The 13,445-nt window shown below is 34.8% G+C and carries 14 protein-coding genes; 13 read left to right on the top strand and 1 reads right to left on the bottom strand.

Annotated features, from left to right (window positions below; translation table 11 throughout):
- Positions 1-203: 203 nt before the first annotated feature.
- The 4 genes from ATO12_RS21615 to ATO12_RS21600 all read left to right on the top strand — a co-directional run bounded on the left by ATO12_RS21615 (position 204) and on the right by ATO12_RS21600 (position 3,180).
- Entirely contained in the window at positions 204-614 is a 411-nt protein-coding gene (locus tag ATO12_RS21615; RefSeq protein WP_034246582.1) for a BrxA/BrxB family bacilliredoxin, read from the top strand.
- A gap of 148 nt (positions 615-762) precedes the next feature.
- Positions 763-1,503, top strand: a complete 741-nt coding sequence (locus ATO12_RS21610; protein WP_316932939.1) for a lysophospholipid acyltransferase family protein — start codon at positions 763-765, stop codon at positions 1,501-1,503.
- A gap of 11 nt (positions 1,504-1,514) precedes the next feature.
- The gene (locus ATO12_RS21605) at positions 1,515-2,516 is read left to right on the top strand and encodes an acyl-ACP desaturase (RefSeq protein WP_034246580.1); all 1,002 of its coding nucleotides are present in this window, start codon (positions 1,515-1,517) and stop codon (positions 2,514-2,516) included.
- 10 nt (positions 2,517-2,526) lie between these two features.
- Positions 2,527-3,180 (top strand): HD domain-containing protein, encoded by a 654-nt coding sequence (locus ATO12_RS21600; protein ID WP_034246577.1) that lies wholly within the window; start codon positions 2,527-2,529, stop codon positions 3,178-3,180.
- On the opposite strand, the gene ATO12_RS21595 is transcribed toward ATO12_RS21600, so the two are convergent.
- Positions 3,181-4,254: a PA0069 family radical SAM protein gene (locus ATO12_RS21595; protein ID WP_034246574.1), complete on the bottom strand. Its 1,074-nt coding sequence runs from the start codon at positions 4,252-4,254 to the stop codon at positions 3,181-3,183.
- A 479-nt stretch (positions 4,255-4,733) separates the two neighbouring features.
- Between ATO12_RS21595 and ATO12_RS21590 the strand changes: the two genes are divergently transcribed.
- The 9 genes from ATO12_RS21590 to vgrG all read left to right on the top strand — a co-directional run bounded on the left by ATO12_RS21590 (position 4,734) and on the right by vgrG (position 13,443).
- Positions 4,734-5,651, top strand: a complete 918-nt coding sequence (locus ATO12_RS21590) for a LytR/AlgR family response regulator transcription factor (RefSeq protein ID WP_034246572.1) — start codon at positions 4,734-4,736, stop codon at positions 5,649-5,651.
- 278 nt (positions 5,652-5,929) lie between these two features.
- Positions 5,930-6,574: a DUF4255 domain-containing protein gene (locus ATO12_RS21585; protein WP_051576013.1), complete on the top strand. Its 645-nt coding sequence runs from the start codon at positions 5,930-5,932 to the stop codon at positions 6,572-6,574.
- Positions 6,571-7,890: a hypothetical protein gene (locus tag ATO12_RS21580; RefSeq protein WP_034246570.1), complete on the top strand. Its 1,320-nt coding sequence runs from the start codon at positions 6,571-6,573 to the stop codon at positions 7,888-7,890. Before ATO12_RS21585 ends, ATO12_RS21580 begins: the two co-directional genes overlap by 4 nt.
- Before the next feature lie 33 nt (positions 7,891-7,923).
- On the top strand, positions 7,924-9,876 hold the full coding sequence (locus tag ATO12_RS21575) for a phage tail sheath family protein (RefSeq protein WP_034246568.1): 1,953 nt from the start codon (positions 7,924-7,926) through the stop codon (positions 9,874-9,876).
- Between the two features lie 37 nt (positions 9,877-9,913).
- Positions 9,914-10,363, top strand: a complete 450-nt coding sequence (locus ATO12_RS21570; protein WP_034246565.1) for a phage tail protein — start codon at positions 9,914-9,916, stop codon at positions 10,361-10,363.
- 1 nt (position 10,364) lies between these two features.
- Positions 10,365-10,808, top strand: a complete 444-nt coding sequence (locus tag ATO12_RS21565) for a phage tail protein (protein WP_034246561.1) — start codon at positions 10,365-10,367, stop codon at positions 10,806-10,808.
- Positions 10,808-10,996: a DUF5908 family protein gene (locus tag ATO12_RS21560; RefSeq protein ID WP_034246558.1), complete on the top strand. Its 189-nt coding sequence runs from the start codon at positions 10,808-10,810 to the stop codon at positions 10,994-10,996. The genes ATO12_RS21565 and ATO12_RS21560 overlap by 1 nt, the downstream gene beginning before the upstream one ends.
- Entirely contained in the window at positions 10,996-11,688 is a 693-nt protein-coding gene (locus ATO12_RS21555) for a CIS tube protein (RefSeq protein WP_034246548.1), read from the top strand. Before ATO12_RS21560 ends, ATO12_RS21555 begins: the two co-directional genes overlap by 1 nt.
- A gap of 3 nt (positions 11,689-11,691) precedes the next feature.
- Positions 11,692-13,443, top strand: a complete 1,752-nt coding sequence (gene vgrG, locus ATO12_RS21550; protein ID WP_034246540.1) for a type VI secretion system tip protein VgrG — start codon at positions 11,692-11,694, stop codon at positions 13,441-13,443.
- Positions 13,444-13,445 lie beyond the last annotated feature (2 nt).

Genomic DNA, 13,445 nt, shown 5'->3' with positions numbered 1-13,445 from the left:
TCATATTGATTAATTCTCGATATAGGTTAAAAGGTGTTTTTGAGTTTTTAAATAATGTGTAAAAAGATAAAATTAGAATATATTTAATTTGATTTTACGAATAGACCCTAAGTGAATTTTCAGACTACTTGTCAGTTGTTCTTATGTGGTACATAATTTGTAACTTTGCATACAATTGAAACACGAAAATAAAAGATAAAAATATGTATCCAGCAGATTTAGTAAAACCAATGAGAGAAGATCTTACAAGTATTGGTTTTGAAGAATTACATACAGAAGAGGCAGTAGAAATGGCAATAGCTAAAGAAGGAACTACATTGGTAGTTGTAAATTCGGTATGCGGTTGTGCTGCGGCAAATGCTCGTCCGGGAGCAAAAGCCTCGCTAGAAAATGACAAAAAGCCTGATAATTTGGTAACCGTTTTTGCAGGAGTTGATAGAGAAGCGACAGATAAAGCACGTAGTTATATGATTCCGTTTCCTCCATCATCACCCTCTATGGCATTGTTCAGAAATGGAGAATTAGTTCATATGCTAGAGCGTCATCATATCGAAGGGCGTCCGGCAGAAATGATAGCAGAAAATCTTAAAGATGCGTATAACGAACATTGCTAAAAAGTAAGGCGTATACATTAAAAATAAATAAAAACCGTTTGCCATTGCAGGCGGTTTTTATTTTGATAAATCTATTTGATTTACTCATATAATATGAGACCTTTTAATACCTTTACACAAATTAAATTTTATTAATTATACAGATAAAATGGGGGCAATAAAAAAGATATTAAGTTATCCGCTTTCTATAGTTTTCTATTTGTTTTTTGGTTTAACCTTGGTGATTTTTCATGCACTACAATGGCTAGGCATAAAATTAGGAGGGTCCAGAGGACATAGAGGAGTTGTAAATATTATGAATCTATGCTTGTTGCGATGTTTACACGTTTTGGGAGTAACATTTAGTTGTAAAAATCAATATACATTACCTCAGGATCAACCATTAATAATAGTGTCTAATCATCAAAGCATGTTTGATATACCTTTGATATCTTGGTATTTAAGAAAACATAAACCAAAATTTATTTCTAAGATTGAATTAGGTAAGGGTATACCAAGTATATCTTTTAATTTACGTCATGGAGGTAATGTTTTAATTGATAGGAAAAACCCAAAACAATCCATCCCGGCATTGTCAAAATTTGGAAAATTTGTGGCAAAAAATAATTTTTCAGCGGTTATTTTTCCCGAAGGAACACGTAGTAGAGACGGAAAACCTAAATCCTTTGCTCCGACAGGACTAAAAATCTTATTTAAGAATGCTCCAGAAGCTTTGATAGTACCAGTAACTATAAATAATAGCTGGAAACTGGTTAGATTTGGTAATTTCCCTATGGGAGTAGGGATACATATGACATTAGAAGTACAAGAACCAATAACAATTAATAAAGAACCCGAAATATTATTAGATAAAATAGAAGAAAGGGTTACTTTAGCAATCAGAACGTAACACCAACCATAATGGCTTTAGATAATATTAGATTAGAGGTAATGCAACTACTAGAAAAGAAAGTAGATGGTTTTATAGATAAATTCTTGATTCCGGTAGATAAAATATGGCAACCAACTGATTTTTTACCCGATTCACAAAATGAAGATACTTTTTATGAAGAAGTGAAAGAATTAAGAGAATTGGCTAAAGAACTTCCCTATGATTTTTGGGTAGTTTTGGTTGGGGATACTATTACCGAAGAAGCTTTGCCTACTTACGAATCCTGGTTAATGGATGTAGAAGGAATCAACCAGCATGAAGATGGAAAAGATAATGGTTGGGCCAAATGGGTACGTTATTGGACAGGTGAAGAGAATAGACATGGAGATGTATTGAATAAATACCTCTATTTGTCGGGTCGAGTGAATATGATTGAAGTAGAAAGAACCACGCAACACTTAATTAATGATGGTTTTGATATAGGGACAGATAGAGACCCTTATAAAAACTTTGTATATACCAGTTTTCAAGAATTGGCAACCTATATTTCTCATAACAGAGTTGCAAAACTAGCTAGAAAATATTCTAATAAGTCATTATCTAAGATGTGCAAAATTATTGCAGGAGATGAGATGCGTCACCATAACGCATATAGTGAGTTTGTAAGAAGTATTTTTGAAGTGGATCCAAGTCAGATGATGATTGCATTTAGCGATATGATGAAGAAAAAGATTGTTATGCCAGCACATTTGCTTAGAGAATCTGGCCAGTCTATAGGAACTGCTTTTGAAGATTTTTCTTGGTCTGCGCAACGTATCGGAGTATATACCTCACAAGATTATATTGATATTATGCAACGTCTTATCGATCGATGGGAAATTGATAAAATAATTGATCTTACCGATGAAGCAGAAAGAGCACGTGATTTTGTAATGAAATTACCTGCTAGAATGCAGCGTATTAGTGAACGATTGGTTATTCCGGAAGAAATTTTTGAATTTAAGTGGGTACAGCCCGCATTGGCAAAATAATAATTTCGATATGATTGAAGATCAGGTTATATCTAAAACTATTGATTTTGTAAAAGATACTCTTAGTGGAGCAGAAGGAGGACATGATTGGTTTCATATCGAAAGAGTTTTTAAGAATGCTCAATTAATTTCTAAAGAAGAAGATGTTAATTTTTTTGTAGTCTCTCTGGGTGCATTACTTCATGATATTGCAGATTCAAAATTTTATGATGGTGATGAAACTATAGGGCCAAAAATGGCTGCAGATTTTTTAGAAGACCTTCGAGTAGACCCCACAGTCATTAATCATGTAGTTAAGATCATCAAAAATATTTCTTTCAAAGGAGGGAATATAGATCAAAAATTTAGATCTCCAGAATTAGATGTCATACAAGATGCAGATCGTTTAGATGCTATTGGAGCTATAGGAATAGCGAGATGTTTTAATTATGGAGGGTTTAAAAACAGGGCATTGTATGATCCAGAAATTGCTCCAAACCTAAAGATGAGTAAAGAAGAGTATAAATCTTCAACATCGCCAACCATTAATCACTTCTACGAAAAGTTGTTACTACTTAAAGATAGAATGAATACTAAAACCGGAAGAAAATTGGCAGTAGAACGACACCAATTTATGGAACAGTTTCTAGAACAGTTCTATCAAGAATGGGAAGGGAAGTCTTGATTAGAACAATCGTAATTGTTCATCTTTATGAAATTGATGTAGATCGCAGTTTAGATGTATCCTTTGTTTCTGAGAAAAGTATTTTTGCCTTGCTATAGTAAATAACTGGTGGATTTGATCAGCCATATTTCCTGATCCTCTCATTCTTCTTCCAAAAGTACTATCATTTAGATTACCTTCATGACACTGCATAATCTGATGTAGGATTTTCTCTTTACGATCTGGTAATGTGTTTTCTAACCATTTGATAAATATTTTCCCGATTGCTCCATTTAACCTTACGATTGTATACCCTATGCTTTTTGCACCGCGCTTTGAAATTTCTTTGGTTAGCGGTAATATTTCATGACTATTAACAGAAGGAATTATTGGCGCCATCATCACATTTGTAGGAATCCCAGATGCATTTAGTCTTTCTAGAGTTTCTAATCGCTTTTTTATACTAGCAGTTCTTGGTTCAAGAATTCTTCGTGTATCCTCTCTTAATGTAGTGATAGAGAGGTATACTGCTACCAGATTATGTTTGGATAATTCAGAGAGAAGATCTAAATCTCTAAGGATTAAAGCATTCTTAGTGATGATACCAACAGGATGCCTGTATTTTAGAAAAATTTCAAGAAGTTTACGGGTGATTTCAAGTTTTTTTTCAATAGGTTGATAACAATCTGTATTTCCAGAAAGCGAGATAGGATATGCTTTCCATTTTTTATTTCGCAACTTCTTCTCTAATAATTCAGGAGCATTTTTTTTAACTAAAATTTTACTTTCAAAATCTAATCCAGCACCATAGCCCCAATATTCATGAGAATTTCTAGCATAACAATATACACAACCGTGTTCACAACCTTGATAAGGGTTAAGAGAATATAACATACCAACATCAGGACTGGTTACTTTGTTCACAATCGTTTTTGGAAACGTTTCTATATAAGTAGTTTGATGTTTGTCGATTAACTCTCCCTGATTAAGACAATAATTAAGAAAATCATCTCTTGTTTCATGATGTAGTTCAAAAAATCTATTATGAACTTTTTCTTGAGCCCCTCTACCTTTTATATGCTTTTGTGTTTTCATTACAATGGATGATTTTAGGTATAAAGGTAAAATTTATTTACGGAATAATTCCAAACAAAAAAGGAATAATTCCTATTTCTGCTATATTCTTGATACCTGAATATTTCTAGTTATGATATCAAAAAAGGGGGTGTTTAAAAATAAAAAGGGGGCAAATCCCCCTTGTGCCCGCATAAATATTTTTTCAACTTTATATGGTTAATAAACAGATGAATAGCTGATCAAAATATATCTGTAGACATTTGCTTGTGTGAGATATAATTAATGTTCTCAGAGTCTTTGTTTTTACAAAACATCAAATTGAGTTTTGCAACTGTAGAATTGAGATTCTAAAAAAACTATGTACTTCGTTATAGATCTCATGAGAAAGAATAAATAAGCTTTAAAATTTAGTATTAAAAGAGACCTTTTTGTGGTTCTCGAGATAATTTCGGATTATTCTTCAAGATGATATTACTATTTGTATAAAAGATAAAATTATGCCAGCACAGTATAAAACACCAGAGGTTTACAAAGAAGAGATTAACAAATTTTCTCCATCAGTGACCCAATTAGAAAAAGTGATTCCGACTTTTACGAGGTATAATGGAAAAGCTTGGTGTAAGGGAAAAGATGATGATAAAATAAATTATAAAAACCAACAAAAAATCACCTCACTTCTTATTAGTTCTGACGCAAATACATGTAATGCACTTGAGGATATGCTTAAATATCATTGTCCTTATATTACCATAACAGGAAAAGTTAACTGTAAAGATATGGCAAAGGCATGGATTGATACCAAATCTCTGGATTTGGTATTTTTTGGTATTGATGATGAGCAAAAAATATATCTTCAGGTATTAAGAGAAATTAGTAATATTAGCTTTGAGATTATTTTCATTACTGAAAAAAAATATTTGGATATTACAGCTTTGCAATATAATGTTTTTGGTTATCTACATAGTCCCATTCAGGAAACTCAACTATTAAATATTATTAAACACGTGCAACAAAAAATTATCTTACAAAAAGAAAATATAAAAAATGAAACAAGTATTCGACCTCAAAAAGATGTAATCGGGATTCCTACTTTAGAAGGTTATGAGTTTTTACCTATTGAACAGATTATTTGCTGTGAAGGGATGCAAAAATGTACCAAACTCATTACGGCTTCCTGTTCTAATATTATTAGTTCTTATAATATCGGAGAATTTGTGAAACTACTTCTTCCTTTCGGCTTTTTCTCTCCTCATAAATCTTTTCTGATAAATCTTTCAAAAATTAAAAAATACTATAAAGAAGGTAGTTTAATTATGAATAATGGGCATCAAATACCCATTTCACGAAGAAGAAAAGAAAGTTTCTTATCAAATATTAAAAAAGATAACAAATTCCCTATTATTATTCAAGGGTAGGCGTTCCTTCCTTTTTAGATACCGTTGGTCAAATGACCATTGCATTTTGGTATAAAAAGATACAATTTAGTATAAGAATCATTGAGTATAATGATATAACCCCAAGATAATCATGAAGGACTTCCCCAATTTTGTTCGTCCTTGTTATTAGTACGATTGTTGTTTAAACTTGAACGATGTAGTGCATCGTCATTCCTTTTTAAAATTTTACTTTAAAATTATAAACCCCATCCTTCAAAAAGGTGGGCAAGCCAACTATTTGATGATTAAATACTGTTATGATCAGGACCATCTTACAATTATTAGTTAATCAATTAACCACTTATATTCTTCAGATAAATGAAGATATTGAGGAGCCTCCAGTTGTATTGGGCAATATTGGCTTATCTAATGCTTTGGGAGGAAGTGAATCTTATATGCAAGACAAGATCGTTTTAAGTCTGGTTAATCTTATAGAAGAAGTTACCTTAAAAAATGCTTCACCTTATCGAACTAACTCATTTCAACCAGAAATAGAGAATCCTCCTACTTTTCTTAATTTATTTTTGCTATTTACCTCAAATTTCACAAGCCCTCAAGGAGGAGGTAGCAGCAGTCAGACACCATATAATAATGGAATAACATTATTGTCTAATGTTATTGAGTTTTTTCAGAGCCAAAATGTTTTTACACCGCAAAATGCTCCCGACCCCGAAATTGTACAAAACCCTTCGCTTCAGGATATACGTATTGTAGTAGAACTTTATCCTCTAACATTTGAACAGGTAAATCATCTTTGGGGATCTCTAGGAGGAAAACAAATGCCTTTTGTTATGTATAAAGCTCGAGTATTACCTCTACAAAGAGAACGAACAACAAGAAGAGGAGCTAATATTCAGGACTTTCAAACAAAAACAAAACAATCTATTAATCTATCTCTATGAGTAGTTTGCATCAATATCGTCAACTTTTCTCGGTTCAGTTGTTACTAGACTATTATCTCACCGAAGAGGTAGATCTTTATCAAAATACTCCAGATAACCCCATGAGTGAAGTGCTTGCAGAACAGGTGGGGAGATATGATCTTGAGCGTGATCTCTATGTAGAACCCACTCCCGAAACGGTAAAAACTCTTAAAGACAAGAAGTTACTATTTAAAAGAAATAATCAAGGTTTTTTTGTGGGGTGCCAGGTAAGTGATTTGGGAGCAGGAGTATTTACTCCTTTTGTTGCGATGGATGAATCGTTTAGCCTCAAATTTCAGGTATCTGCACGAAACCCTTATTTTTTCAACTTCACCAATATTAGGTTAGAAGAAGAATTGGCCAATAAAGATCAGTTTATCTATTATTTTTCTAATAGAGCGAATAACATAGTAGATAATAACCTGTATCTAAGTACTCCTATATCAGATTTTGATACTTCCTATGCCTATGAAGCCAGTGAAATTTTTGTAGATGCTTCAGATCCGTTAAATCCTACCATGTTTGAAGCTATAGAAAATAATGGTCCCGGAGCCTTTGATGCTAATAATTGGAGACAGATATTTATTGGTGTTAATCCTTTGTTTCAGTTTGTTACCAGTCTTGATAGAATCGTATCGAGGCCTTCTATTTTCAAGCATGATGTCGAGATTGCGGCAGAAGAAATACTTACGTTTTTAATAAGAGATAGTAATGATACAGTAGTAAAGACGGTACAACATCAAACTTCAGAATCAGGGACACCATTATTAGAATGTGAACTGGACTTAAGTGACTTAGAATCGGGATATTATCAAATAGAAGTACAAAACAATTTAGGAACTCCTATACCCGCACTATCATTAACATGCTATATGGATGATCATATATATGAAGAACGTCCGCTTGCTGTTATCGAATGCTTTTATGAACCCAACGAAAGTCTTGGTGAATATAGATGGTTAGATCAAAGTGATTCAAGTCGTTTACGTACTCCAGACTATACAATACGATGGAAAAATCGAGCTACATGGTGGAGATATTATTACTCTGGTACTCCCGATTTAACATCGACAGTACTAGAAAATTTAGATCCTGATGTGAATGCACCAAATCATAGAATTTTAATCTCATCGAACCCTCTTGCGCTTACACAAATAGGACGAGAAATAAGAGTCACTTTAGGGAATGGAGATTTACAATTGTTGCCCAACCCAAATGTACAGATGATTTATCCAGAAAATGGAAGAATATATTCAGAACTCAATATGGGAGGTGGTTTTGGCCCTCCTGAATAAGAAACGAACATGTTTAATTAAAAAGATATCATTATGCAATACAAAACACCAGGTGTATATGTTGAAGAAATTTCAAAATTTCCACCATCTGTTGCCGAGGTAGCTACTGCAATTCCGGCATTTATCGGTTACACCCAAAAGGCACAAAAATTAGTGCCAGGAGATTTGGATGGAGTTCCTACCAAGGTTCGCTCATTACTAGAATATGAAGAGCTTTTCGGATTTGGTCCTTCTATGCAAGTGACTGCTGTAAACATTGATGAAAATAATGTATTAACCGGCAGTGATATGTCTAGAGCCAATTATTTATATGATAGTATACGTATGTTCTATGCTAATGGTGGAGGTAACTGTTATATCGTTTCCATTGGCTCATACAATGATCCTAACGAACAGGGTAACTATACAGATGCACTAACAACACTCGAAAAATATGATGAACCCACATTAATTTTATTTCCTGATGCCATAGGGTTAGGAACTAATTTATACAATGTTCAGAGAGATGCAATTGCCCATTGTGCCAAAATGCAAGATCGGTTTACTGTTCTTGATTTGATAGAAACCAGAGATGGTGATGCAGCTTTTGATTGGGCAGTCGGAGTTCAGGAATTTAGAGATAATATAGGAATTAATGACCTTAAATATGCTGCTGCCTATACTCCTCATCTCATAAGCAGTTTAGGGATCACTCTTAATTATAGGGATATTAGAGATCGTGTATTTCGAGGAGGGATACTGGTAGATCTGGCTACTTTAACAGATAGTACAGATGCGCAAACGATTTTAACAAACCTTAATAATGCTATAGATGATAATGATAGAATAGCAGGAGAAGTATCCTCATTAGGAGCAAATGGAGTTAGAGAAGAATTCCTTTCGCTAGTAGATACTTTTCGTGGTACCAATAGCCCAACTAATTATCGGAATATTCTGGATAATATTTATAATATCATTCTTACCATTGATGGGTGGATTCCTGCTGTCGGGAATACCGAATTGGATAATGCAGATCTGATTACCGATATAACAAATCTTATTGGAGATAGTTTAGGAACCTCTGTTACGAACTTAGTGGCTTTTGATAAAGGAGCAGATACAGCATTGAGTGGAGCATATAACCGTTTTGCTACTTTTACCTTTAATGCAGCAGAATGGGGGGATGCTTTTGATCCGGTAAACCCTCCGGGGCCAGCACCTAATATAACTCCCTTTACCGGTGCTAATGATAACGAAAGAAGACTTAATGCATTACCAGAATTAATCAACTTGTTTGAGCAAATTTATACAGCTTTTGCTTCTTTAACAGCTGCTTCGGGAAATTATGAAAACGAAGGTGAAGAAGCTCTGTTTAATACACATGTGGTATACCGATCTCTTATAACAGAGTTACGTAATTCTACAACCGTATTACCTCCAAGTGGAGCTATGGTGGGAATTTATGCAAAAACTGATAATGATCGTGGAGTTTTTAAAGCTCCTGCAAATGTGAGTGTTAACGGAGCCATTGGGCTTAGCTATGCTATCGATCAGCCAGAACAAGATGAGCTTAATGTGAATACTGTCTCTGGAAAGTCTATTAATGCAATTCGAACGTTTACCGGAAAAGGAATTTTGGTATGGGGATCACGAACCCTCGCTGGTAATGATAACGAATGGAGATATGTACCAGTGCGCAGATTCTTCATTTTTGCCGAAGAATCTATTAAAAAAGCAACAGAACCTTTTGTTTTTGAGCCAAATGATGCAAATACATGGACCAAGATCAAGTCAATGATTTCAAATTTCTTGACTCTTCAATGGCGTGCAGGTGCCTTAGCAGGAGCAAACCCTGATCAAGCTTTCTTTGTGAAAATTGGACTGGGAGAAACTATGACAGCATTAGATATCCTCGAAGGTAGAATGATTGTGGAAATAGGAATGGCAGTAGTGCGTCCGGCAGAGTTTATCATCTTGAAATTCTCTCATAAAATGCAAGAAGCATAAATCAGTTAATTTTTTTAAAAACTAAAATAAATATATCATGGCAGATTATCCATTAACCAAGTTTCATTTCCAGGTAGAATGGGGTGAAGGAGGGAACACAGACGAACCCGATCTAAGGTTTACAGAGGTCTCGGGTCTAGATAAAGAAATCGAAATGATCGAATATCGAGATGGCTTTAACCCAGAGTACAGTAAAGTAAAAATGCCAGGGATGGTAAAATATAGCAATGTTACCTTAAAAAGAGGAATGTTTAAAGGATTGGGGTCTTTTGGAGATTGGTATAAAACCATTGTAATGAATAAGGTAGAGCGAAGAACCGTAACAATCAAATTGCTTAACGAAGAGCATCAACCTGTTGTGACATGGCAATTAAACAATGCATGGCCTGTAAAAATACAATCTACAGACCTTAAAGGAGATGGTAATGAAGTAGCTATTGAAACCATGGAACTAGCTCATGAAGGTTTAACAACTGAATTCTTGTAATATGGAAATTTTTTATCCCCCTGTCGGATTTCATTTCAAAGTAGAATTTCAGGACCTGGATAAAGAAGATATCGATGTTCGGTTTCAATCGATAAATGGTCTTACTGTAGATATGCAAACGCAATCGGTTAAAGAGGGTGGAGAACATCGCTTTGAGCATGTGCTACCCATACGTACTAAATACACAAACCTTACTTTAAAGCGAGGGTTGACCAAAAATTCCAAGTTGATAGAATGGTGTACGGATGCGTTTAAGACACTATTGATTTATCCAAAAGATGTATTGGTATATCTACTTAATGAAGAGCATGAACCTTTAATGACCTGGAATATCGTACAAGCATGGCCAAAAAAATGGTCGGTATCAGATTTTAACGCCGAAAAAGGAGGATTAGTTATTGAAACACTCGAATTAGAATATCAATATTTCACAATAGAACAGTAATGCCACTTCAGATAAAAGAATTGTATGTAAAGGTAACAGTGAATGCCAATGAGCAACAAGGCAGCCCTGAACAGGAAGCTGATACTGCTACCGAAAGCGGTAGCGAATCTGCAATGAATAAAGATCAAATTATAGCAGAGTGTGTTGAGCAGGTAATTGAAATATTAAAAGAAAAAATGGAACCCTAATGGATGGAAATCTTCAGAAATTAAAGATTACTGCTTATAAAGAAGCAACGTTTGAGGAATCTGAGAAAATCTCAGAGGGAGAGTTTATGGTAAGGATAAACCCAGAGACCTATGCTCTTGACTATAAGATTAAATATAGTGATGATCAAGCATCGGGGACTAGTGGGGATTTACCAAAATTTGATAAAACTGAACCTCTGAGCCTGGGATTTAAATTCATTTTTGATAGTACTGGTGCATTACCAGGTACAACAGATGAAGAAAGAGAAAAAGGAATTGCTTCTCAAATTGCGCAATTTAAAAAAGTAGTATTTGATTATGTAGGAGAGAAACATGCTCCGCCATTTCTTGAAATTATTTGGGGGGATTTACTGTCCAGATGTGTCCTTACCGGAATGAAAATTAATTATAAATTATTTCGCCCGGATGGTAAACCTGTAAGAGCTGAAGTCGATGCCAAATTTAAAGAACTGGTTGAACCTAACGAACGAGTGGCTCAGGAAAATGATCAGTCTCCCGATCTTACTCATATTCGAAGTGTAAAAGAAGGGGATACACTACCCTTGTTTTGTAAAGATATCTACGGAGACCCTAAATATTATATAGAGGTGGCCCGAGTGAATAAACTTATCTCTTTCAGGAATCTTAAAGTAGGTCAAAAAATTATTTTTCCACCATTAGCAAAAGTGTAACTTATGAATGACGACCGTCTTATACCCACTAACGGAACACCAAGTGTTGTTACTTCGATTATTCGAATTAATGGAGATGATATACCACGAACGTATCAGGTATTAACTATGGTGGTGGTCAAAGAAATAAATCGTATTTCATTTGCTAAAATAATTATAAAAGACGGAGATCCTGCTCAGGAAGACTTTCCGGTAAGTAATGACGAATTATTTACTCCAGGAAATGAAATTGAAGTATTAGTCGGATATCAGGCCAATGAAAATGTTATTTTTAAAGGAGTTATCGTAAAACAAGGCATAAAAATCCGCCAAAACGGATCATCAATGCTAAAACTTGATTGTAGAGACAAAGCTTTTAAAACAACTCTCGTCCCTCGTAATAGATATTTCAATGAAGTTAAAGACTCTGAAGCTATAGAGGAAATTTTGAGCGATTATGATTTAGGCACAGAAATTTCCACTTCAGAGGTTACCCATCAGGAATTAGTGCAATATGAAACAACCGATTGGGACTTCATTTTGGCAAGGTCAGAATCTAATAGTTTTTTATGCCTTGTAGATGATGGTGAATTAAGTGTTCAGGAACCCAATTTTGATCAGGATCCTGTTTTAACAGCTACTTATGGAGCATCTGTACTTGAATTTGATGGTGAAATAGACGCAAGAAAACAGTACGCTTCAGTTAAGGCAAGTAGCTGGGATCATACAAACCAGGAACTTCTTGAGGTTGATGCTGCAGAACCCGAAATTGAAGAGGGAGGTAATCTAAAAGCGTCAGATCTAGCTTCGACAGGAGATGATCCCGAATTAGTTTTACGACATAGTGGACATTTACTGCAAGACGAACTTCAAACACGGGCAGATGCACAATTGTTACAAATCCGGTTAGCCAAAATACAAGGTCGTGTAAAATTTCAAGGGTCTCCGGTGGTAAAACCAAATACGTTGATCACCTTAAAGGGATTTGGTGATCGATTTAATGGACTCGTATTTGTATCGGGAGTACGCCAAGAAATACAAAATGGAACTTGGCATACAGACGTACAATTCGGTTTACCCGAAAAATGGGAGATAGGGAAAAAAAAGACGAATGTCTCTCTCGGTACATATCGAAACCAAATCAATATAGGATTGCAAATAGGAGTAGTTACGCAATTGCAGGACGATCCCGATGGGGAACATCGTATCCTGGTAAAACTGCCCATCATAGATAATGATGCAGATGGTGTATGGGCAAGAATAGCAACACTGGATGCCGGAGAAAACCGAGGGACCTTTTTCTTGCCAGAAATTGAGGATGAAGTGGTCGTTGGATTCCTGAATAATGACTCTCACGACCCAATAGTTGTTGGGATGCTGCATAGTAGTTCAAAAGCAGCTCCTTTTGAAGCAACAGATGATAATTTTGAAAAAGGATATGTTTCAAAAGAAGGAATCAAACTTGTGTTTGATGATGAGAAGAAAAGTGTAAGTATTGAGACTCCGGCTGGGAAAAAAATAGTTCTCGATGAAGATGAAGGAGCGATAAAATTAGAAGATGAGAATAACAATAAACTTATTATGGATAGTGAGGGGATTGTTATTGAAAGTGGAGGAAAACTAGAGCTTAAATCTAGTCAGGATTTAAAAGTAGAAGGAGGAACAAACCTGGAATTAAAAGCTGGAGCTAGTTTTAAGGCAGAAGGAAGTGCAGGAGCCGAGTTAAGTACAAGTGCTGTTGCAGTTTTAAAAGGATCATTGGTACAAATAAATTAGAT

Origin of the sequence: Aquimarina atlantica (genome assembly GCF_000626715.1) — a bacterium.
Classification (GTDB): Bacteria; Bacteroidota; Bacteroidia; order Flavobacteriales; family Flavobacteriaceae; genus Aquimarina; species Aquimarina atlantica.
Note: the sequence above shows the minus strand (reverse complement) of the source record. Positions and strands in the feature narration are given on the sequence as shown.